Source organism: Novosphingobium naphthalenivorans NBRC 102051, from assembly GCF_001590985.1.
GTDB lineage: Bacteria > Pseudomonadota > Alphaproteobacteria > Sphingomonadales > Sphingomonadaceae > Novosphingobium > Novosphingobium naphthalenivorans.
On the sequence record NZ_BCTX01000001.1, the window covers coordinates 55,809 to 78,560 of the forward strand.

At 64.4% G+C, this 22,752-nt stretch carries 20 protein-coding genes; 9 read left to right on the forward strand and 11 right to left on the reverse strand.

The window, feature by feature from the left end:
* Nucleotides 1–204 precede the first annotated feature (204 nt).
* The gene (gene gyrA / locus NN5_RS00265) at nt 205–2,889 is read left to right on the forward strand and encodes a DNA gyrase subunit A (RefSeq protein WP_373280314.1); all 2,685 of its coding nucleotides are present in this window, start codon (nt 205–207) and stop codon (nt 2,887–2,889) included.
* Nucleotides 2,886–3,239, forward strand: coding sequence for a DUF952 domain-containing protein (locus NN5_RS00270; protein WP_067731918.1), 354 nt, complete (start codon nt 2,886–2,888; stop codon nt 3,237–3,239). Before gyrA ends, NN5_RS00270 begins: the two co-directional genes overlap by 4 nt.
* Here NN5_RS00270 and NN5_RS00275 read toward each other — a convergent pair.
* A complete protein-coding gene (locus NN5_RS00275; RefSeq protein WP_067731920.1) occupies nt 3,236–3,898 on the reverse strand; it encodes a hypothetical protein in 663 nt (220 codons plus the stop codon). The genes NN5_RS00270 and NN5_RS00275 overlap by 4 nt on opposite strands.
* A gap of 107 nt (nt 3,899–4,005) precedes the next feature.
* Here NN5_RS00275 and trmFO point away from each other — a divergent pair, with 107 nt between their 5' ends.
* On the forward strand, nt 4,006–5,355 hold the full coding sequence (gene trmFO, locus NN5_RS00280; RefSeq protein ID WP_067731922.1) for a methylenetetrahydrofolate--tRNA-(uracil(54)-C(5))-methyltransferase (FADH(2)-oxidizing) TrmFO: 1,350 nt from the start codon (nt 4,006–4,008) through the stop codon (nt 5,353–5,355).
* Here the strand turns inward: trmFO and NN5_RS00285 are convergent, their stop codons facing one another.
* The 10 genes from NN5_RS00285 to NN5_RS00330 form a co-directional block, all read right to left on the reverse strand.
* On the reverse strand, nt 5,356–5,811 hold the full coding sequence (locus NN5_RS00285) for an EF-hand domain-containing protein (RefSeq protein WP_067731924.1): 456 nt from the start codon (nt 5,809–5,811) through the stop codon (nt 5,356–5,358).
* Between the two features lie 79 nt (nt 5,812–5,890).
* Nucleotides 5,891–6,595 carry a hypothetical protein gene (locus tag NN5_RS00290; protein WP_245656109.1) on the reverse strand — a complete coding sequence of 235 codons (705 nt, stop codon included), beginning with the start codon at nt 6,593–6,595 and terminating at the stop codon, nt 5,891–5,893.
* A gap of 163 nt (nt 6,596–6,758) precedes the next feature.
* Nucleotides 6,759–8,123 (reverse strand): pyruvate dehydrogenase complex E1 component subunit beta, encoded by a 1,365-nt coding sequence (locus NN5_RS00295; RefSeq protein ID WP_067731927.1) that lies wholly within the window; start codon nt 8,121–8,123, stop codon nt 6,759–6,761.
* Entirely contained in the window at nt 8,123–9,208 is a 1,086-nt protein-coding gene (gene pdhA, locus NN5_RS00300; RefSeq protein WP_067732120.1) for a pyruvate dehydrogenase (acetyl-transferring) E1 component subunit alpha, read from the reverse strand. Before pdhA ends, NN5_RS00295 begins: the two co-directional genes overlap by 1 nt.
* A 123-nt stretch (nt 9,209–9,331) precedes the next feature.
* Nucleotides 9,332–9,613: an FtsB family cell division protein gene (locus NN5_RS00305; protein WP_306305094.1), complete on the reverse strand. Its 282-nt coding sequence runs from the start codon at nt 9,611–9,613 to the stop codon at nt 9,332–9,334.
* Between the two features lie 164 nt (nt 9,614–9,777).
* The gene (locus NN5_RS00310) at nt 9,778–11,262 is read right to left on the reverse strand and encodes an efflux transporter outer membrane subunit (protein WP_067731930.1); all 1,485 of its coding nucleotides are present in this window, start codon (nt 11,260–11,262) and stop codon (nt 9,778–9,780) included.
* Nucleotides 11,263–11,281: 19 nt separating this feature from the next.
* On the reverse strand, nt 11,282–12,394 hold the full coding sequence (locus NN5_RS00315; RefSeq protein WP_067731932.1) for an ABC transporter permease: 1,113 nt from the start codon (nt 12,392–12,394) through the stop codon (nt 11,282–11,284).
* 4 nt (nt 12,395–12,398) lie between these two features.
* The gene (locus NN5_RS00320) at nt 12,399–13,529 is read right to left on the reverse strand and encodes an ABC transporter permease (protein WP_067731934.1); all 1,131 of its coding nucleotides are present in this window, start codon (nt 13,527–13,529) and stop codon (nt 12,399–12,401) included.
* The gene (locus NN5_RS00325; protein ID WP_067731936.1) at nt 13,526–15,301 is read right to left on the reverse strand and encodes an ATP-binding cassette domain-containing protein; all 1,776 of its coding nucleotides are present in this window, start codon (nt 15,299–15,301) and stop codon (nt 13,526–13,528) included. The genes NN5_RS00320 and NN5_RS00325 overlap by 4 nt, the downstream gene beginning before the upstream one ends.
* Nucleotides 15,298–16,299: an HlyD family secretion protein gene (locus NN5_RS00330; RefSeq protein WP_067731937.1), complete on the reverse strand. Its 1,002-nt coding sequence runs from the start codon at nt 16,297–16,299 to the stop codon at nt 15,298–15,300. The genes NN5_RS00325 and NN5_RS00330 overlap by 4 nt, the downstream gene beginning before the upstream one ends.
* 116 nt (nt 16,300–16,415) lie before the next feature.
* On the opposite strand from NN5_RS00330, the gene NN5_RS00335 reads away from it, so the two are divergent.
* The 6 genes from NN5_RS00335 (at nt 16,416) to NN5_RS00360 (ending at nt 22,751) form a co-directional block, all read left to right on the forward strand.
* Nucleotides 16,416–17,096, forward strand: coding sequence for a TetR/AcrR family transcriptional regulator (locus NN5_RS00335; RefSeq protein ID WP_067731938.1), 681 nt, complete (start codon nt 16,416–16,418; stop codon nt 17,094–17,096).
* Nucleotides 17,097–17,186: 90 nt separating this feature from the next.
* Complete coding sequence (locus NN5_RS00340) at nt 17,187–19,064, forward strand: ABC-F family ATP-binding cassette domain-containing protein (RefSeq protein WP_067731943.1); 1,878 nt, start codon at nt 17,187–17,189, stop codon at nt 19,062–19,064.
* An 82-nt stretch (nt 19,065–19,146) separates the two neighbouring features.
* Nucleotides 19,147–19,905: a DUF2334 domain-containing protein gene (locus tag NN5_RS00345; RefSeq protein WP_067731945.1), complete on the forward strand. Its 759-nt coding sequence runs from the start codon at nt 19,147–19,149 to the stop codon at nt 19,903–19,905.
* Between the two features lie 152 nt (nt 19,906–20,057).
* A complete protein-coding gene (locus NN5_RS00350) occupies nt 20,058–21,248 on the forward strand; it encodes a glycosyltransferase (protein WP_067731947.1) in 1,191 nt (396 codons plus the stop codon).
* A gap of 25 nt (nt 21,249–21,273) precedes the next feature.
* On the forward strand, nt 21,274–22,218 hold the full coding sequence (locus NN5_RS00355; protein WP_067731949.1) for a hypothetical protein: 945 nt from the start codon (nt 21,274–21,276) through the stop codon (nt 22,216–22,218).
* Nucleotides 22,215–22,751, forward strand: coding sequence for a DUF2141 domain-containing protein (locus tag NN5_RS00360; RefSeq protein WP_067731951.1), 537 nt, complete (start codon nt 22,215–22,217; stop codon nt 22,749–22,751). Before NN5_RS00355 ends, NN5_RS00360 begins: the two co-directional genes overlap by 4 nt.
* Nucleotide 22,752: the final 1 nt, after the last annotated feature.

Sequence of the window (22,752 nt, forward strand, 5' to 3'; positions counted from 1 at the left end):
CAAAGGCCTCTTAAGTGTGGAAAACGGGGCGATGTTTTCCCTGTCCATGCCCCTTGCTGTGGCAATCGTCCGGCGCTTGTCCTAGGGCGGTTCATCACCCCTTCCCCGCAACAACAGCGATAGAACCGCGTGAGCGACGACACCGAAAACAACCTGCCCACCGGCCCCGAAGGCGAATACACGCGCGTCGACATCGTCGACGAGATGAAGACGAGCTACCTCGACTACGCGATGAGCGTGATCGTGTCGCGCGCGCTTCCCGATGTGCGCGACGGCCTGAAGCCCGTCCACCGCCGCATTCTCTTCGCCAGCCAGGAAGGCGGCTTCGTCGCCGGGCGTCCATACCGCAAGTCGGCCAAAATCGTCGGCGACGTCATGGGTAACTACCACCCCCACGGCGACAGCGCGATCTACGATGCCCTTGCGCGCATGACGCAGGACTGGTCGATGCGGCTCCCGCTCATCGACGGCCAGGGCAACTTCGGCTCGATGGACCCGGATCCGCCGGCCTCGATGCGTTACACCGAAGCGCGTCTCGCCCGCGTCGCCAATTCGCTGATGGACGATCTCGACAAGGATACGGTCGATTTCGCCGACAACTATGACGGTTCGCGGCAGGAACCCACGGTTCTGCCCGCGCGCTTCCCGAACCTGCTGGTCAACGGTGCGGGCGGCATCGCGGTCGGCATGGCCACGAACATTCCGCCGCACAACCTGGGCGAAGTCATCGACGGCTGCTTCGCGATGATGGACAATCCGGGGATCACCTCGGAGGAACTGTTCGAAATCATCCCGGGGCCTGACTTCCCGACCGCACCGCTGATCCTCGGTTCCAGCGGCTCGCGCGCGGCCTACACACAAGGCCGCGGCTCGATCGTCCAGCGCTGCCGCCACATGATCGAGGAAGGCCGGGGCGACCGCCGCTCGATCGTGCTGACCTCCATGCCCTATCAGGTCGGCAAGTCCGGCCTTGTCGAAAAAATCGCCGAGGCCGCCAAGGACAAGCGGATCGAGGGCGTCTCCGACATCCGCGACGAATCCAACCGCGAAGGCGTGCGCGTCGTCATCGACCTCAAGCGCGATGCCTCGCCGGAAGTCGTGCTCAACCAGCTCTGGCGCAACACGCCCGCCCAGTCGAACTTCCCGGCCAACATGCTGGCGATCCGTGGCGGACGGCCGGAAATCCTGTCGCTGCGCGACATCCTGCAGTCGTTCATCCAGTTCCGCGAAGAGGTCATCACCCGCCGCACCAAGTTCGAACTGAACAAGGCGCGCGACCGGGCGCATATCTTGCTCGGCCTTGTGGTCGCGGTCTCGAACCTCGACGAAGTGGTGGCGATCATCCGCGGGTCCTCGAACCCGGCCGACGCGCGCGCCAAGTTGCTCGCCAAGGAATGGCCGATCGGCGACATCGCGCCCTATATCCGTCTGGTCGAGGCGATCGAGCCTTCCGCCGAGGAAAGCGGCGGTGTCTACCGGTTGTCCGAAGTCCAGGTGAAGGCGATCCTCGATCTGCGCCTGCATCGCCTGACCGCGCTCGGACGTGATGAAATCGGCGACGAATTGAAGGAACTGGCGCTCGCGATCGAGGAGTATCTCTCGATCCTGGCCGACCGTGTGAAGCTCTACGGCGTCATGCGCGAGGAACTGCAGGCCGTGCGCGATGCCTACGCAACGCCACGCATGTCCGAGATCACCGCCGCTTTCGACGGGATCGAGGACGAAGACCTGATCGAGCGCGAGGACATGGTGGTGACAGTCACCATGGACGGCTACATCAAGCGCACCGCCCTCTCCACCTTCCGCGCGCAGGCCCGCGGCGGCAAGGGCCGCGCCGGCATGGCGACGAAGGACGAGGATGCCGTGACGACGATGTTCGTCACCTCCACGCACAATCCGGTGCTGTTCTTCTCGACCGCCGGGAAGGTTTACCGCCTCAAGGTCTACAAGCTGCCGGAAGGCGGCCCGACCACGCGCGGCCGCCCGATCGTCAATCTCCTGCCCGCGCTGGACAAGGACGAGACGATCCAGACCGTGCTCGCCCTGCCCGAGGACGAGGCCGAGTGGAGCAAGCTCTCGGTCGTGTTCGCCACGGCCAAGGGCAATGTGCGCCGCAACGCGATGGATTCCTTCGCCAACATCCCGTCGAACGGCAAGTTCGCGATGAAGTTCGACGAAGGCTCGGACGACCGCCTGATCGGCGTGGCCCTGCTCGAAGCGACGGACGACGTGCTGCTGGCAAGCAGCCAGGGCAAGGCGATCCGCTTTGCCGGTGACGACGTGCGCGAGTTCACGAGCCGCACTTCCACCGGCGTGCGCGGCATGAACCTCAAGGACGGGGACGAGGTTATCTCGCTTTCGATCCTGCACCGTGTCGGCACTACGCCCGAGGAACGCGAGGCTTACCTCAAGTTCGCACCGTGGAAGGGCGAGAAGGAAGGCGAACCCTCGCTTTCGGCCGAACGCATGGCGGAACTGGCCGAACGCGAGCAGTTCATTCTCACTGTCTGCGCCAATGGCTACGGCAAGCTGTCCTCGGCCTACGAGTACCGGCGCACCGGCCGTGGCGGCCAGGGCATCACCAATATCGACAACATCGCCCGCAACGGTGCGGTTGTCGCCAGTTTCCCGGCGACGCAGGCCCAGCAGCTCATGCTGGTGACAGATCAGGCCAAGCTGATCCGTCTGCCGCTCGAAAGCCTGCGGGTTATCGGGCGCGGTTCGGCCGGTGTGCGCCTGTTCAACGTCTCTGGTGACGAACACGTCGTAAGCGCCGTGCGCCTCGACGAGGAAGCGGAAACGGACGAAGCCGAGACTGGAGCCGAAACCGGCGCTGAAACTGGCGCGGCCGGCACGCCCGCTCCGGAAACGCCGGAAGACGGCGAATGAGCCAGACGACCGATACGGTCGCCTACAAGATCCTGACCGGAGAGCAGCTCCAGCAGTTGCTCTCCGCAGGCATTTTCAAAGGCGCTCCCATCGACTTGTCCGACGGCTACATTCACATGTCCACCGCAGGACAGGCCCAGGAAACGCTGGAAAAGCACTTTGCCGGCCAGAGCGATCTGCACATCGCCACCGTCGAGCTGAGCCGGCTTGGCGATGCCGTGAAATGGGAAGTTTCGCGCGGCGGAGCCCTGTTCCCGCACATCTACGCCGACTTGCCGTTGTCCGCCGTCGTGGCACATGGGCCGGTGGCCTATGACGACAGCGGATCGCTGGTTCTGCCCGCAGCCTAGGCGGTAGCGCGAGCCCGCAGTTCGCCGGTCACGCCAGTCGCCATGATCAGGTTGCCGAGATAGAACAGCGGCCAGCCCACGATTTCACCCAGTCCTGGCCCGTTGACCACCCGCAGGGACGTCAGCGTCACCACGCTGCCGGCAATGATCCCAATGGCTCCCAGTCCAACGCGATAGCGCGGAAAATTGCTCGTCCAGGCGCAAGCCGCCATGCCCCCGAGCGCCACGCCGAAATACGCTGGCGCCCATCCTGCCTGGGCAAGCGGATGGACGGCAAGCTGACAGATGACGGGAGTCAGCAAGAGCAATGCGGCGGCAAGGCCCTTCTGGCTGACTGTCAGGCGGGGCCGCCGGTGCGTAAGGAACAAGCCGATGCCGAGCGCGAATCCCACTGCCATGACGATTCCGCCCAGCACTTCCACCAGATCGATACAGGCCCCACCGATGCCTTCAAACGCAAGCATCGCGGCCAGCAGCTGCGTGTCGTGTCCCTTGTGCCGCAGCACTGCATAGACGCCGAGCAAGACCAGCGGCGCGGCCTTGAGCACCATCAGGTAAACGCCTGGCAGGCGGCTGTCCTGCAGCCACGCAAAAGCCAGCGCAAAAAGGACGCTGGTGAGCAGCCATGGCCGGCGTTCGATCAGGGCTCGCCTGGGCATGATCTTCGAATATCTCCCTGCACCGCACGCAACCGGAAACGCGCACCGTGCTCCTATGGCAGCACTTGCCCTTTCCCGTCGAGCCGAGACAAGCTAGGCGCGCGGCCATGACTTACGATGTCCACATTATCGGCGGCGGTCTTGCCGGCAGCGAGGCAGCCTGGCAGCTCGGGCGGCGTGGTTTCAAAGTGCGCCTGTCCGAGATGCGCGGAACCGGCGAACGCTCGCCCGCGCACCAGACCGACGCGCTGGCCGAACTCGTCTGTTCCAACTCCTTCCGGTCAGACGATGACCAGAAAAACGCCGTCGGCCTGCTGCATCACGAGATGCGGCGCTGCGATTCGCTGATCATGGGCGCTGCCGCCAAGGCGCAAGTGCCCGCCGGCTCGGCGCTCGCGGTCGATCGCGATGTGTTTTCGGCTGAAGTCGAAACACGGCTGCGATCGCTCCCCAATGTCCAGATCGTGCGTGAACGGATCGATACGCTGCCCGAAAGCGGCATGACCGTGATCGCCACCGGCCCGCTCACCGCAGAGGCGCTTGCCGGATCGATCGGCCGTGCGACCGGCGCGGATTCGCTGGCGTTCTTCGATGCCATCGCCCCGATTGTCTACCGTGAGACAATCGACATGGACGTGTGCTGGATGGCCTCGCGCTGGGATAAGGGCGAAACGAGGGACTACATCAACTGCCCGATGACCCAGGAGCAGTACCTCGCTTTCCACCAGGGCCTGATGGACGGCGAAAAGACCGCGTTCAAGGAATGGGAGGCGAACACCCCCTATTTCGACGGCTGTATGCCAATTGAGGTCATGGCCGAGCGCGGAGTGGAAACGCTGCGGTTCGGGCCGATGAAGCCGGTCGGGCTGGACAATCCCCATTGGGCGACGCCCGAACACCCCAATGGCCGCTGGCCCTATGCCGTGGTGCAGCTGCGGCAGGACAACAAGCTGGGCACGCTTTGGAACATGGTCGGTTTCCAGACCAAGCTGAAACACGCCGAGCAAGTCCGCCTGTTCCGCACGATTCCGGGCCTCGAAAAGGCTGAGTTCGCCCGTCTTGGCGGGCTGCATCGCAATACCTTCCTCAATTCCCCGGTTCTTCTCGACCGTCAGCTCCGCCTCAAGACGGCGCCGCACGTGCGCTTTGCCGGGCAGATCACCGGGTGCGAAGGCTATGTGGAGAGTGCGGCTGTCGGCCTGATGACCGGTCTGATGACAGCGGCCGAACTGGCAGGCCGCGAATGGCAGGCCCCGCCCCGCACGACCGCGCTGGGCGCCCTGCTCTCGCACATTACCGGCGATGCCGAAGCGGACAGCTATCAGCCGATGAACGTCAATTTCGGCCTGTTCCCGCCGTTGCACGACGTGAAGAAGAAGCAACGCAAGGAAGCCTATACCGAGCGTGCCAAGGCTGACATCGGCGAATGGCTGGGCACGCTGACACCATCCGCCTGATCAGCAACTGCACTTCGCTTTCGGCTTGAGCGGCGGTGCAGTGCGGGCGAATTCCTCGGGTGTGAGCTGATCGTCGCGGTTGATGTCGGCATGATCGAACTTGTCGACGGTGCTGACCGCCCATTCCTCGAACGACAGCAGGTTGTTGCCGTCCTTGTCGAGCTTGCGGAAGGCGGCAGTGCGGGTGGAAAGCATCTCGTTGCGGCTGATGCGCCCGTCGCTGTTGCGGTCATAGCGGCCGAAACGGCGCTGTTCGCGCGTCAGTTGCGTGGCTTCCGGCAGTGCCGGGCCAGCAACCTCGCCCGGATCGGCGCTCGGCAGATTCTCCGGATCGAAGGAAGCCACAACGTCCGGCGGCGGCGCGGCCTTTTCCACTTCGGCCCGGCCCTGCCACCAGAACAGGCCGATCCCGGCCATGACGAGCGCAGCAAGGCCGCCGAGCAGGAAGCGATTCATCGAGGATCCCCGTTAACGAAGGCAAAATAGGCCCTCGCCGCCGCAGGATTGAAATTACATATCCTTCACCGGGATGCGGTCAGACGCCAAGAAGCCCGAGCCGCAACGCCTTCAGCACGGCAGCAGGCGAAAGCGCGGCACCTTCCTCGCCCTTTTCCAGACGGCGGCAGGCGAGCCCCTGAAGCACCAGAAGCGGCCGCAAGGCCCGCGAGACCCGCGGCCGCGCGTTGCCGTTTTCCGAACCAGCCAGCGATGCGGCAGCCTCGCGCTCCTGGGTATTGCCCAGGCGCATGGCGAGATCGGCAAGCCCCCATTGGTGTCCGAGCCGGTAGGCGGCGCGCGATTCGTGTTCACGGTCCAGGGCATGGGCGAGAGCAGCGAAAGCCTCAGCCCGCCCTTGTGCCATGGTTCGCAGCGCATCGCCTGAAAGAGGCGCCGCGCCGGTCAAGGCCTCCCAGCCATCGACCAACGCCGTCAGCGCCTTGTGCCTGCCGTTCCAGCTCCGTAGCGCTGCCAGCAGGGGCTCGCCCTCAGGCCATTCGTGCTGGTCCCGCCCCAGCGATTCCCGCCACCACGACAGTCGCAGCTGCGCCAGCATCGGTTCACGGGAATGCCGCAGCAACCCGGCGAGCCGGGTATCGAGGGCAAACAGCGCCAATGTGGGAAGCCGCGCCGAAGCCGGCGCATAGGCCAGGGCCAGACGCGAAACCGCTGGCAGGGACTGGATCAGAGCATCCTCATGCCCCGATGCCGTCAAGTTCGCAGAGGATGTTTGGTCAGACACAGCGTCTCTCTAGGCAGCCAACGCGGGTATGCAAGTGCTGCCTCGATCACGGTATCCCCATCGCAGGCCTTTGGGCGAGCGGCGATCCGTCCGAATTCGTCTCGTTCTTAGCGGCCCCCAAAACGGTGCGGCGGCCGGAAGCAGTGCCCGGCCGCCGTCCGCATCAGCGATAGCAGACCTTCTTCACCGCCTCGATCACGCGCGGCACATCGATAATGGCCGCCTTTTCGAGGTTGGCGGCATAAGGCAGCGGCACGTCCTCGTTGCAGACCCGCACGACCGGCGCATCGAGGTCGTCGAAGCCTTCCTCCATGCAGATCGCAATGATTTCCGAGGCAATCGAGCAGACCGGGAAGCCTTCCTCGGCCACGACCATGCGATTGGTCTTGGCAAGGCTTTCCAGCACCGCCTGCTTGTCGAGCGGACGCAGCGTGCGCAGATCGAGCACTTCGGCATCGATGCCTTCGGCTGCAAGCGCTTCGGCGGCTTCAAGCGCGATACCGACACCGATCGAGTAGGACACGATCGTCACGTCCTTGCCCTCGCGCATGATCCGCGCCTTGCCGATCGGCAGGACGTGGTCGTCAAGCTCGGGCAGTTCGAAGCTGCGGCCGTAGACCAGCTCGTTTTCAAGGAAAACGACGGGGTCCTCGCAACGGATTGCCGCCTTGAGCAGGCCCTTGGCGTCCGAAGCGTCGTAAGGCGCGATCACGATCAGGCCCGGCACATTGGCATACCAGGGGCCATAGTTCTGCGAGTGCTGCGCGCCCACGCGCGAAGCCGCGCCATTGGGGCCGCGGAACACAACCGGACAGCGCATCTGGCCGCCCGACATGTAGTTGGTCTTGGCAGCCGAGTTGATGATGTGGTCGATCGCCTGCATGGCGAAGTTGAACGTCATGAACTCGACGACCGGACGCAGGCCGCCCATGGCGGCGCCGGTGCCGATCCCGGCGAAACCGTATTCGGTGATCGGCGTGTCGATCACGCGCTTGTCGCCGAATTCGTCCAGCAGGCCCTGCGTGACCTTGTAGGCACCTTGATACTGGGCGACTTCCTCGCCCATCACGAAGACGCGCTCGTCGCGGCGCATTTCCTCGGCCATGGCATCGCGCAAGGCTTCGCGCACAGTCGAAGTCTTCATGTTCGTGCCGACGGGAATCTCGGGATCCTTGCGGGCCGGTGCCGGAGCGGGCGCTTCGGCCTTCGCAGCCGCTTGCGGCGCGGCCGGAGCAGCGTCTGCCTGCGGAGCGGGAGCGGCAGCGGCAACGCTTCCGGCATCCTCGCCTTCGCCGGCCAGAACGGCAATCACGGTGCCGACCTTCACGCCTTCGGTGCCTTCCGGTACCAGGATCTTGCCGACCGTGCCTTCATCGACGGCTTCGAATTCCATCGTCGCCTTGTCGGTTTCGATCTCGGCCAGAATGTCGCCGGAAGCGACTTCGTCGCCTTCCTTGACCAGCCATTTGGCAAGCTTGCCCTCTTCCATCGTCGGAGAGAGCGCCGGCATCTTGAGTTCAATCGCCATCAGTAGCTCTCCACCAGGACGTCAGTGTAAAGTTCGGACAGTTCGGGTTCCGGCGAGCTTTCCGCGAAATCGGCAGCTTCCGTCACCGCCGCGCGCACGCGCTTGTCGATGTCTTTCAGGCTTGCCTCGGTCACGCCCAGTTCGAGCAGTTCCGCCTTGGCGTGCTCGATCGGATCGCGCTTTTCGCGCACGTCCTGCACTTCCTCGCGGCTGCGGTACTTGGCGGGGTCCGACATCGAGTGGCCGCGATAGCGGTAAGTGCTCAGTTCCAGCAGCACCGGGCCATTGCCACTGCGCACGTGTTCGAGCGCGATCTGGGCAGCCTTGTGCACTTCCAGAACGTCCATGCCGTCAACCTGCATACCGGGGATGCGGAAGGCCGTGCCGCGGCGGTAGAAATGCGTTTCGGCCGAGCCGCGCTTGACCGCGGTGCCCATGGCGTACTGGTTGTTCTCCACCACGAAGACGATCGGCAGCTTCCACAGCGAAGCCATGTTGAAGGCTTCGTAGACTTGCCCCTGGTTGGACGCACCGTCACCGAAGTAGGCCAGCGTCACGCCACCATCCTCGTTGTACTTGTGCGCGAAGGCCAGACCGGCGCCCAGCGGCACCTGCGCGCCAACGATACCGTGGCCGCCGTAGAATTTGTGATCGACGCTGAACATGTGCATCGAACCGCCCTTGCCTTTCGAGATACCCGAATGGCGGCCGGTCAGTTCGGCCATGATCACCTTCGGATCGATGCCGTAGGCGAGCATGTGGCCGTGATCGCGATAACCGGTGATGACCGAGTCCACGCCGTTCTTGAGCGCGGACTGCAACCCGACAGCAACGGCTTCCTGGCCGATATAGAGATGGCAGAAACCGCCGATCAGACCGAGACCGTAAAGCTGGCCCGCCTTCTCCTCGAAGCGCCGGATCAGCAGCATCTGCTCATAGAAGTGCAGCAATTCTTCTTTACTCGCCTTGTAGCGGCGATCGGCTGCATGGGCTTGCTGGAGGCTGTGGAGAGCGAAATCTTCGCCTTCCTCGGCTGCTACGGCAGGTTCATTGCCGCTTTCGGCGGAATTCTTGGCTTTGGGCAAAGCGAGCTCCAATCATTGGTGCGATCGATTCACCCGCGATATAGGCAAGACCGCAGGAAAGCGGAAGCAGCGTGACAGGAAATTGCTCACAATGCGGAAAAGATTATAGCGCCGCGCAAGGTGTCAGTGCAGCAGCATCACCATCTCGTCCGAACGGGCGACGTTGAGATTGCTGCGGAGCAGCTCCCCCGCCAGATCGGGATCGGCATTCTTCGGGTCGAGCAGTTTTACACGGTTTTTCCAGTGTTCGCGCTCGATCTTCATCTCGGCAAGCTTGGCCCGCTGCTGTTCCAGAAGATGCTGATTTTCGCCCCATGCGATCAGGCCGCTCGGCCCGGCCACGCCGTAGAGACCCATCAGGAGCAACATGGCCAGCGCCATCCCCTGAACGAGTTTCTCTTTCACGTTACCGGCTCCTGCCCTCATGGTCCCCATGGGAATGATAGAATCACAAGTGATTCTGCGTTGCAAGCCTTATTCCTTAGCGGTTTGCACCACTTTGGCCCATGAAAGCCCCCTTCAGCCTGCCGCATCCGCGAGCCGATATGTGTTGATAACTCTGGCCAGGCTTACAGTTTGCCCGGCGGAGCGTTCCCGATCGCCTTGTTGAGCGCGACGAAGCGGATTCTCAGCTGCCCCTCCAGATCGGCACGATCGCGCTGGGCCTGCAGAGCCGCCCGCTTCGCGTCGATGACAGGCAGATAATTCACGGCCCCCGCTCTGTAACGCGCCTGCACAAGGTCGAGCGCACGGACCGTGTTGCGTTCGCGCGCAGCCAGAGTGCGATCCTGCAGCCGGTCCGCCGTATAGCCGCTCAGCGCGTCGTCGATCTCCTGCCAGGCCTTGAGCACGGTTTTCTGGTATCCGACAGCCGCCTCGCGCGCTTCGAGCTTGCGCAGCTTCACCACCGCGCGGCGGCGTCCTCCGTCGAACAGCGGCAGGTCCAGACTGGGCCCGATCGACCACGTCCGGCTGGCCCAGTCGAACAGGTTCTGGCTGCGATAGGATTCCAGATTGAAGCTGCCGCCAAGGCGGATGCTGGGATAGAGATCGGCCGTAGCCACGCCGATCCCCGCTGTGGCCGCGTGAAGCTGGGCCACTGCGGCACGGACATCAGGGCGGCCCAGCGCGACTTGCGAGGGCATACCAAGCGACAGATCCGGGAGCCCGGAGGCAGCCGGTTCGTTTCCGGCCCGCAGGTCCTCGTTCAATTCCCCCGGGTGCTTGCCCAGCAGCAGGGCGATGCGGTTGATCTGCACGGCTTCGCCTGCCTTCAACGCCGGCAACGAACTGCGCAGGGCGTTGAGCTGGGCGCTCTCCTGCTCAAGCCCCCGGTGATCGTCCAGACCGCCTTTCACACGGGCCGAGACGATCGCAACCCGCTCTTGCAGCAAAGCGATATCGTCCTGCGCGATGGCGATCTGGCGCTGGGTGGTGCGCAAGGTGAAATAGGCCTGGGCCACCTCACTGACCACACTGAGCCGCGCCAGATCGAGCAGCGCCTCCTGCTGCGAAGCCTTGGCCCCGGCCTGCTCCACCTGACGCCGGACCTTGCCCCACAAGTCCAGTTCCCAGGCCGCGTCGAAACCGCCCTGATAGAGCGTGAAAGGCTCCGCCAGATATTTGGCAAGCGCGTCGCGGTCCGTCCCGATCACATCGAACAGGCGGGTCGACGTGCCGTATTCGCTCTGCCGGTTGCGCACCACGTCGGCCCCGACATTGACTTGCGGCTGCCCGGCCGCCCCTGCCCCTTGCAACTGCACCCGCGCCTGCGCGTAATGCAGCGCTGCGGTTTCGATATCGGGGCTGGCCGCCAGTGCTTCGCCTTCAAGCCTGTCCAGCACCGGATCGCCGAAGAGTGTCCACCAATCGGAGGGGATCGCCTGCCCCTGCCCGACCGGCGCGACAAGCGAAGGATCGCCACTGCGCCAGCTCGACCAGTCGCTGGGTGCCGCCGACTGCGGAGCCTTGAAATTCGGCCCTACGGTGCACCCGGAAAGCGTGGCAGCGGCAGCCCCCAGGGCCAGCAGCGGAAGGATACGGGCGGGTCTCATATCGAAGTATCCATTTTCATCAGGCCAGACGGTTGCGGAACAGCCATGCGGCAAGCGGCATCGTGATGCAGGCGATCACGAGCATCGGCACGAAATCGAACGCAATGCCGGACAGGCCCGCACCTTCGAGATAGACCCGCCGAACCAGGTCGACGCCGAAACGCAACGGGTTCGCGTAAGTCAGGATCTGAAGCACCTCGGGCATGTTCCGGATCGGTGTGACCAGGCCGGAAAGCAGCGTGAGCGGCATGATCAGCAGAAAGGTGTAGAGCATCGCCTGCTGCATGTTCAGCGCCAGCGCGGAAATCGACATGCCGACACCAACCGAAGCGCTCGTAAAGCCGAGAAGGCCCAGATAGAGCAGCCACAGCGAGCCGTTCATGGGAATGCCGAACCAGAACCGCGCGACCAGCAGCACCAGCGTCGACTGCACCACCCCGACCAGGACCGCGGGGATCGCCTTGCCGACCAGAATCTGCAGCGGCGTCAGGGGCGTTACCAGCAACTGGTCGAACGTCCCCTGCTCGCGTTCGCGCGCCACCGAAAGCGCGGCCAGCAGCAGCGTCTGCAGCATGGACAGCGTCGCGATCATCGCGGGCAGGATCTGCCAGCGGGAATCGAGGTTGGGATTGAACCAGGCCCGCCGCACGACCGTGACGGCCGGCTGACCTGCCCGGTCCCGATTATAGGCCGTGACCACCGAATTGACGTAACCTGCCGCAGCTCCGGCCGTGGTCGAATTGCGGCCGTCGAGGATAACCTGCACCGGGGCTTGCCCGCCTTCGGCCAGCCGTGTCGCAAAATCGGCAGGGACGCTGACCGCCATCAGCACACGCCCGCTGTTGATCACACCGGCGATCTGCGCGGCATTGGTCAGCGTCGCCTGCCGTTCGAAGATGCCGGTCCCGTCAAGGCGGGAGAGAAATTCGGTCGAGGCGGCGCTGTGGCTCTGATCAAGCACCGCGTAGGGAACATGCTTGAGATCGAACGTCGCGGCATAGCCGAACAGCATCGACTGGATCAGCGCCGGGCCGATCAGGATCACCCGGTTCGCGGGATCCTTGAGCAGCGCAAGGATCTCCTTGCGGCAAAGCGCGAAAATCTGGGCAATGCTGGCGATCAGACGGTCCATCGGCCTAGTCCAGCCTCTTGCGCACCGTGCGCCATGTCAGCGCCAGCAGCACCACCGCATAGCCGAGCAGGATCGCGCACCCGCGCAGCACCATGCCCCAGTCGGTTCCCGCCAGGAACAACGTCTTGATCACGCCCATGAAGTGCGTGGCGGGCACGATCTGGCTCGCGATTTTCACGGCCAGCGGCACATTGCGCAGGTCGAACACGAACCCGGACAGCATCAGGGCAGGCATGAAGCTGGCGAGCAGCGCCATCTGGCTCGCGGCGAACTGATTGCGCGTCGTCCCGGAGATGAACAGCCCCATCAGCAGCGAGACCAGCAGGTATGCCATCGAGGTGAGCAGGATCGCCAGCAGCGAACCGCGTATCGGCACCTCGAACAGCAGACGCGCCGCCACGACGCACATGACCAGGTCGATCAGCCCGATGGCCAGATAAGGCACGATCTTGGCGAGCACCAGTTCGAGCGGCCGCACCGGCGTGACGAACAGGGCTTCGAGCGTGCCGCGTTCCCACTCGCGCGCGATCAGCAGCGAAGTGAGAAACGCGCCGACCAGAGTCATGATCAGGACCACGAGACCGGGCACGAGATACCAGGTACTGATCCCTGCCTCGTTGAACCAGATCCGCTGCACCAGCGAGACGCCGCCCACCCCCGTGGCGCCGCCGGTGCCCCGGTCGATGCGCCGCAGCGTGACCGTTCCCAGGGCGCCGTTTATATAGGCCTCAAGGCTCGTCGCCGTGGTTGAATCGATGCCATTCAGGATGAGCTGGACTTGCGCCTTGCCTCTGGCCTGCTGCTCCGCGAAATCGATCGGCACGCGCACGATCGCATCGACTTTGCCGGCCCTCAGCAAGGCATCCGCCTGCGCCATGCTGCCGACCCGGACGGGCACCAGGTAGCGCGACCCGCCGATCCCGGAAACGGCTTCCCGGGCAGCGGCCGAATTGTTGTCCATCACCAGCGCCACAGGGGCGTTCTTGACGTCGAACGAAAGGCCGTACCCGAACAGCAGGATCAGCGCGACCGGCAGCAGCAGACCAACCAGAAGGTTGCTGCGATCCCGCAGCATCTGGCGGGTCTCCTTGCGCACGAGGGCGACAAGCCGGATCCTGAAAGCCGAATCCCTCATGCCGCCTCCAGCCCTCCGGCCTCGGCGGCGCGCGCCTGTTCGACGATGGCGATGAAAGCCTCGTTCATGTAGCCATCGGTGATGCCCGAGCGCTCGCGCACTTCGCGCGGCGTGCCCAGCGCCAGCAGACGGCCGGCATCCTGGATCGCGATGCGATCGCAATACTCGGCCTCTTCCATGAAGTGCGTCGTCACCACCACTGTCACGCCGGACTGCGACAGGGCCGTGATCGTGCGCCAGAACGAACGGCGGGCCAGCGGGTCGATCCCGCTGGTCGGTTCGTCGAGGAACAGGATCTCCGGCTCGTGCAGCAATCCTGCCGCCATTGCGAGGCGCTGCTTGTAACCCAGCGGCAGGTTGCCGCTTTGCGCATCCGGATCGAGATCGAACTGGCGAATGATCTCGCTCACCCGCTGGTATCGCGCCTTGCCACGCAGGCCATAGGCACCGCCGAAGAAATCGAGGTTCTCGTAAACCGACAGGTTCGAATAGAGCGAGAATTTCTGCGCAACATAACCGATGCGCGCACGCGCTGCCGCGCGGGCCTTGCGCAAGTTCACGCCCGCAACCTGAAGCTCGCCACTGGTGGCGGGAAGAAGTCCGCAAAGCATACGGAACGTCGTCGTCTTGCCTGCACCGTTCGGGCCGAGGAGACCGAATATCTCTCCACGCTTCACATCGAAGCTGGTGTTCGCAACCGCCGTGAAATCGCCGAACCGCCGCACCAGATCGCGCACCACGATCACTGGCCCGTCGCCATGGCCGTTCTGGGAAGCGACCGGCGCTTCCGATGCCAGCGGCGGAGGCGCCGAAACGTCGCCTCCCGAACCATCGTGCTGGTGAAGCAGCAGCATGAAGGCGTCTTCCAGCTCTTCCTTGCGCGGCTGGCAATCGCAATCGTGGAGCAGCGCCTTCAGCGCCGCCTGATCGCAGCCCGGCTGGCATATGAAGCGAACCTGCCCGGCACTGGGCACGGCATCGACAACCAGATCGGGCGCATCGATCATGCGTGCCTGCAGATCGCGGGCCGGCACACCGTCCGCAGGCGAGACCACATGAGTCAGCCCTTCGGCCCTTCGCCGGAGGTCATCCGGGCTGCCCTCGGCCAGCAGCGTCCCTTGATTGAGCACGAACACATGGTCGCAGCGGCCAGCCTCGTCCATGTAGGCCGTACTGCCGATCACGCTCAGCCCGTCGGACGCGATGAGCTGCTCGATGATCTGCCACAAATCCCGCCGGGACAGCGGATCGACACCGACGCTCGGTTCGTCCAGCAGGAGCAGGTCCGGCACGCGCACCAGCGTGCAGGCCAGCCCGAGCTTCTGCTTCATGCCGCCCGAAAGCTTGCCTGCGGGCCGCCCTGTGAACCGCGCAAGGTCGGTCATATCCAGCAGGCGTGAAAAGCGCTCCGCGCGCACATCGGCGGGGACGCCGTGAAGGTCGGCATAGAGGTCGAGGTTCTCCTGCACCGACAGGTCTTCATAGAGCCCGAAACGCTGCGGCATGTAGCTGATCCGGTTTTGCACGGTCTGTGCATCCTTGGCGAGGTCTATGCCGAGAACCTCAAGCCGCCCGCTGTCAGGCCGCAGCAACCCGGCCATCATCCGCATCAGTGTCGTCTTGCCTGCCCCGTCGGGCCCCACGAGCGCCACCAGCGTGCCGGGCTGGATCGACAGCGAGATACCGTCGATTGCCCGGAAGGGCTTGCCATCGGGGCCGGTGAACGTTTTGCTCAACCCCTCGATGACAACGCTGGGCGGCGTATCGTTCACTCCGGGGTTCCGAGCTGCAGCTTGACCGTGACCGGCTGGCCGAGACGCAGCGCCCCTTCCTTGTCGTCCACCCTCACCCGCACCTCGTACACCAGCGCCGTGCGCAAGTCCTCCGTCTCGACCGACTTGGGCGTGAATTCAGCAACCGAAGAGATATATCCCACCTTGCCGGACACCGGCTTGTCAGGGGCGCTATCCGTCGTGACCTGCGCGGCCATGCCGGGCTTGATCCGGCCGAGATCGGTTTCGTTGACGTAGACGCGAATCCACTTCGGGCTGGTCAGAGCCAGTTCGAACACCGGCCGCTGCGGAGAAGCCATGTCGCCGACTTCGGCCAGACGCGAACGGACAACCGCATCTTCCGGCGCGTGCAGTTCCCCCAGGTCGATCCGATGGCGATAGAGCGCAAAAGCAGCCTGCGAGGCCTTGAGCTGCGCCTTGGCCGCTTCGATATCCTCGGCGCGAGGCCCCTTGATCGCCAATTGCAGCGCCTCGCCGGCCTCATCGGCCTGCGCCTTGGAGGCCTTGGCCGCGCTGGCGGCACGATCGATCTCCTGACCGCTCACACCCTTGCCGTTCGTGCTCGCGGAAACCTCGCGCAAACGCCCCAGATCCGCCGCCGCGCGCGAGGCATCGGCCTGGGCTGCGGCAAGGCGTTCACGAGCCTGCGCGATTTCCTCGGGCCGGGAACCGTTCTGCATCCGCAGCAGGGTCTGCCGGTCCGCAGACACTTTCGCCTTGGCCTGCGCCGCTTCCAGCGACAGCGTCTGCGTGTCCAACACGGCGAGCAGGTCGCCCGCCTTTACCTGGTCCCCTTCCTCGGCATGGAGCGCCTCGATACGGCCGCTGCCATCGAATGCCAGCGAGACCTGCCGGACATCGACATTCCCGTGCAGCACCAGCGCATTGGCATCTCCGTTGGCACGCCACTCCCGCCAGAGGAACAGCGCCGCCAGAACCACGCCCAGTATGATAAATGCGGGAACCAGTTTCTTCATCAAGAGTCGTCCCGATAGCTCGTCAGAATAGCTCGGCAAACAATGGCGGACATCAGCCGAGTCTCGCCTTAATCTAAATTGCATTTAAATTGTAAATGCGTTAGTGTCCAGACGGAATGGAAACCGATGAAACCACTCGCCCGCCCGCGCGGGCTCGTGCCCCGCGAACGCCGCGCACTGACGGGGACGCGACGCGTGCGCGAATCATTGAGGCTGCAGGCCACCTTATCGGGGACAAAGGTTTCGCTGAAACGACAAGCAAGGCCATCGCCGCGAAAGCGGAAGTCGACATCGCATCGATAAACTACCATTTCGGCAGCCGCGATGGCCTCTACGATGCGGTTCTGGTCGAAGCGCACCGCCGGCTGATAAGCGTCACGGAGCTCGACGTGATCGTCAATGCGCCGGAGCCGCCGCAAGCCAGACTGCGCAAGCTTCTCGAACTGATCCTGTCACGCGCCATGGGCGAGCGGAGCTGGAATGCCCATGTGCTGGCGCGCGAACTGCTCTCTCCGAGTTCCCATCTCGATGTTCTGTTTGCCGAGGAAATACCGCCCAAATTCCGGCTCATGGCGCGCCTCCTCTCCGAGATCACGGGGTTTCCCACCGGTGATCCGCGCCTGCTGCGCTGTGCCATCAGTGTCGGCGCACCTTGCGCTGTCCTCTTTGTCGCGGGCCGCATTTCCAACCCGATGACCGAAAAGATCATGCAAGTCGCCCCGGACGCGGTGCTGGATCATCTCTACACGTTCGCGATCGGCGGGCTGGAAGCCATAAAGCGCGAATACGCCAGCTGATCCTGCGAACATGATCGCCCAAACATGATCATCCAAACATGATCATCCAAACACTTGGGCTTTGCCCGCGCGCCTGCTAGGCGCGCGCCCATGCTGACGATCCGAGACATCACTGTGCGCCTTGGCGGACGCACCATCCTCGACGGTGCGAGCGCAACTTTGCCGCAAGGCGGCAAGACCGGCCTCATCGGGCGCAACGGTGCGGGCAAGTCGACGCTGGTCAAGACAATCATCGGCGAACTCGAACCCGATGGCGGATCGATCGAGATGCCCAAGCGTGCCCGTCTGGGCTATATCGCGCAGGAAGCGCCGAGCGGCACGCGCACGCCTTTCGAGACCGTGCTGGAAGCGGATACCGAGCGCACCGCCCTGCTGGCGGAATCCGAAACCTGCACCGATCCCCACCGCCTCGGCGACGTGCATGACCGCCTGATCGCGATTGATGCCTATGCCGCTCCCGCCCGGGCTGCGCGCATTCTCGTCGGCCTCGGCTTCGACGAGGCGATGCAGGCCCGGCCTCTCGACAGTTTCTCGGGCGGGTGGAAAATGCGCGTGGCGCTGGCCGCGCTGCTGTTCTCCCAGCCCGACGTACTGCTGCTCGACGAGCCTTCGAACCACCTCGACCTCGAAGCGACGCTGTGGCTCGAAACCTTCCTGCAGAGCTATCCGGGCACACTGCTGATCATCAGCCACGAGCGTGACCTGCTGAACACCGTGGCCGATCACATCCTGCACCTGCAGGGAGGCAAGCTGACGCTTTATCCCGGCACTTACGACAGCTTCGAACGGCTGCGCGCCGAGCGTGCCGCGCAGGCTGCCGCCGCGCGCGCCAACCAGGAAGCCCAGCGCAAGAAGCTCGCCGATTATGTCGCCCGCAACTCGGCCCGCGCTTCCACCGCCAAGCAGGCGCAGTCGCGCGCCAAGATGCTGGCGAGGATGCAGCCGATCGCGGCGATGAGTGAAGACCCCTCGCTGAGCTTCGATTTCCCGAGCCCCGACGAGCTGCGCCCGCCGCTGCTGACCATGGACCTCGCCGCAGTGGGCTACACGCCGGGTGAGCCGGTGCTGCGTCGGCTCAACTTGCGGATCGATCCGGAAGACCGCATCGCCCTGCTCGGCCGCAACGGCAACGGCAAGACCACGCTCGCTCGCCTGATCGCCCGCCAGATGGAGCCGATGGAAGGATCGGTGAGCTTCTCGCCCAAGATCCGGATCGGCTATTTCACGCAGTATCAGGTGGAGGAACTGCCGGCCGGTTCGACGCCGCTGGAACTGATGACCCGCGCGATGCCCGACAAGCCCCCACTGGCGGTGCGGGGCCAGTTGGGCCGTTTCGGGTTTTCGGGCGAACGCGCGACGGCGGAGACACGGACTCTCTCGGGCGGCGAACGCGCGAGGCTGGCGCTGGCGCTGGTCACGCGTGAGGCCCCTCACCTGCTCATCCTCGACGAGCCGACCAACCACCTCGACGTCGATGCCCGCGAGGCCCTGGTGCAGGCGCTCAATGCCTTTGAAGGCGCGGTGATTCTCGTCAGCCATGACCGGCACATGGTCGAACTGGCCGCCGACCGGCTCGTCCTCGTCGATCAGGGCACGGCGACGAATTACGACGGGTCGATGGAGGACTACATCGATTTCGTGCTCGGCCGGAACCAGCCCAAGACGGAAGACCGCCCCGGCAAGAGCGATGACAAACCCGCCCGCAAGGCCGGCACGCTCGCCCGCGAGGAGCTCAAGACCCTGCGCCGCAAGGTCACTGAGGCGGAAACGCGGATGAACCGCCTGCAGCAACAGCTCGCCGCGCTCGATGCAGCCCTGGTCGATCCGGCAAGCGCCAAAGGCGATCTCAAGAACCTTGGCATCGGCGAGATCGGCAAGCGCCACACGGCCGTGGCAGCCGATCTGGAAGAGGCCGAAATGGCGTGGCTCGAAGCCAGCGAAGCGTTAGAAGCGGTCATGGGGGGCTGATTGTCCGCGCGCATTCAGGCCCTGTGAACTGCGGAGCCTGCATTGTCGCGGCGTCGTCATCATTCAAACCTAGATGTGAGCCATGCCCCAGCCCCGCGCCGATAAACGCCTCCTTGCTTCCATTCACGATGTCGGCCCGGGTTCAGAGCGGCAAGTCGAGCAGCTTTTCGGTATGCTCGAAGCACGCTTGGGCGGCCCGCGTTTCGCCATGCTGGTCGTGCCCGACCACTGGAGCCAGCATCCGCTTCGCGAAAATCCCGCGTTCCAGGCCAAGCTCCGCGCCTGGTCGGATGCCGGAATCGAGATGTTCGTGCATGGCTGGTTCCACCGCGATACCGCAACTCACAGCGGTGCGGCCCAATTCAAAGCCAAGCACATGACCGCCGGCGAAGGCGAATTTCTCGGCCTCGACGAAGCGACGGCCCTGCAGCGTATGCAGGACGGCAAGGCGCTGATCGAGGACGTGATCGGCCGGGAAACCGCAGGCTTCATCGCCCCGGCCTGGCTCTATGGCGATGGCGCCCACGCAGCCCTGGCGAAAGCCGGCTTCGCCTTGGCGGAAGACCACTGGAAAGTCTGGAACCCGGCCAGCGGCGCGGTTCTGGCCAAAGGGCCTGTCATTACCTGGGCGAGCCGCTCGCGGATGCGTACCGCCTCTTCGCTGGCCTTTTCGGCCATCGCCCGCCAGGCTTTGCCGTTCACCCGCACGGTTCGCATAGCGGTCCACCCCGGCGATGTTACTAAGACTTCCCTGCTCGCCAGCATCGACGCCACGCTCCGATGCTTCGCAACCACGCACCAGCCATCGCGGTACGCCGAGATTAACGATCTGAAGGCCTGATGGCAATTTTCTGACGCCGGCACGTCCACCCGGTGACAGGCAGGGCCACCGTCACAACCCCGACATAAACGGTCCATAGAGGGCGCCGCAAATTCAGAAAAAATTCCTTTCGCAAACTGCGGAAGGGAATTGGTGGCGGCGTCTGAACGACCATGCAAGGACCTCTCAGGATCACGATCCCGATCCACAGTCTTGATCCCGGCGGCGTTGAACGCGTCGCTCTCGGGCTTGCATCCGAATGGGATCGGGCCGGACATCAGGTCACGGTGGTACTGGGGCGTTCCGGCAGCCCGAACCTGTGCAGCGCGCCTGCCCTGGATTACTGGCGCATTCCGACCCGGCTGCCCACCGCGGCCTGGGAAACCCCGTGGATGGTGCACTGCCTGTTCAGCTATCTGCTGAACAACAAGAGCGACGTCCTGTTCTGCCCCGGCAATACGTATGCGGTTGTGGCCGCGGCCATGAAAGTGCTGCTGGGCGAACATGCCCCGCCCATGGTGCTCAAGGTCAGCAACGCGCTCGACCGGCCCGACATGGCTCCGGTCATGCGGCGCGGATATTCCAGCTGGCTGCGGATCCAGGGGACGCTGTTCGACCGCCTCGTAAGCCTGTCCGAGCCGATGCAGCGGGAAATCTGCAATGCCACGCTCGCCGATCCGCGGCAGGTGCCGGTCATTGCCAACCCCGTCATTTCCCGCCAGCGGCTGAAGAACCTGGCCCGGCTCGAACGCAGATCCGGTTCGGTGTGGAACACCAGCTACCTCTCTGCCGGACGCCTGGTGCCGCAGAAGAACTTCCCGCTGCTGCTGCGCGCCTTTGCCCGTGCCGCCCGCCCCCATGACACCCTGACGATCGCTGGCGAAGGCCCGGAGCGGCCCGCGCTGGAACAGCTCGCGGCCAATCTGGGCATCTCCGACCGCGTCCGGTTTCCGGGTCATCTCGCCAGCATCGATCCGCTTCTGGCGGAAGCGGACGTTTTCGTCCTCAGCTCGGATTACGAAGGGCTTCCCGGCGTGATCGTCGAAGCACTGGCGGCCGGATTGCCGGTCCTTGCCACCGATTGCTGCGTGAGTATGCCGTGCCTGCTCGACCGGGGCCGCACCGGCCTGCTCGTCCAGCGCGGTGATGAAGGGCAATTCGCAGATGGTCTGATCCGGATCCGCCAGTTTGAAAACGACCGCGACCGGGCCCGCGCCATCGCCGCGACCTACGAGATGGAAAACGCCGCGCACCGTTACATCGAGATGATGTCCGAGCTCAGCAGCAGCCACCGCCACAAGACCAATTACCAGCGCGCGCTCGACGTGATGTCCCCGCGCGCCAGCCGCCATCCTTTGCGCTGATCCGCGAAGCTTTCCGGAGAATTTCGTGTCCGAACCCTCTGCCGCCCTGGCTTCCGAGATGCCGGCCCTCAATGGCACACCGGCCATCGAGCTGAAGCCGCAGGACCGCAACCATCATCGCGGCCGCAACGCGATCTTTTCGATCCTGCTCTCGCTGGCGGTGATCGCTGCCGTCGTCCTCGAAATGGGCGGCGTCAATATTCCGCGCCTGGCAGCCATGTTGCCGGCGAGCCCGGCCTTCTGGATCGTATTTGCCGCCTATTACCTGATCTCACCCGCGAGCGAGTGGTTCATCTTCCGCCGGCTCTGGCAAATCCCGCCCGCCGGTTTCCTCGCGCTGCTGCGCAAGAAAGTCTATAACGACCTCCTGCTCGGCTACCTTGGCGAGGCTTACTTCTACACCTGGGCGCGCCGGCGCGTATCACTCGAAGCCGCTCCGTTCGGCGCGGTGAAAGACGTCGCCATCCTCTCGGCGATCACCGGCAACGCCGTCACCATGGTCCTGCTGTTCATGGCATTCCCGATGCTGGGCGCCACGCAGCTCGGGCTTGATTCGCGCGCGCTCACCCTTTCGCTGGGCGTAATCCTGGCGATCTCGCTGTTCGCGATGGTGTTCCGCCGCCGCGTGTTCTCGCTGGCGCGCGGGGAACTGGTGATGATCACGCAGGTCCATCTGGCCCGCATCATCCTGTCCGCCGTGCTGCTGGCCGTGCTGTGGCACCTGGTGCTGCCGCAAGTCCCGCTCTCATGGTGGCTCTATCTCTCGACCTTGCGCCTGCTGGTCTCTCGCCTGCCGCTGATGCCGAACAAGGATCTGCTGTTCGCCGGCATTGCCGTACTCGTGCTGGGCCATGAACGCGACATCGGTGCGCTCATGACGCTGATGGCCGGCCTGATCCTCGCAGCGCACCTCCTGCTGGGCGCCGGGATTGCGATCAACGATCTCATCAATCCGGAGAAACGGGGATGACCGCCGCCCCTGCAGCTGTCTCCATTCTTCTGGCACTGCCGCTGCTGGCGGCCGCGACGCTCCCGTCGACCCCGGATCTCGGCAAGGCCGAGGCCAAGTGCCGGCCGGACGAAAAGGGCCCCGCCTTCCTCATCACGGTCGACGGCCTCAAGGACCGTCAGGGCAATCTCAAGCTGGAAGTTTATCCGGACAACGACACCGATTTCCTGCAGGACGACAACATTCTCATCAACGCAGGGAAGACCTTCCGCCGCGTGGAAGTGCCGGTCCCGGCCTCGGGCACGCCCGAGCTTTGCGTGCGTCTGCCCGCTCCCGGCACGTATGCGGTCAGCCTGCTCCATGACCGGAACGAGGACCGCAAGTTCAACTGGACGATCGACGGTATCGGTTTTGCCGGCAATCCCCGCCTGGGCTGGGGCAAGCCCAAGGCCCGCAAGGCCAGCGCCACCGCCGGCCCCGGCCTCACCCACATCACCATCGTCCTCAATTACCGCCGCGGCCTGGGCGTCGCGCCGTTGGACCGGAGGAAGTGAA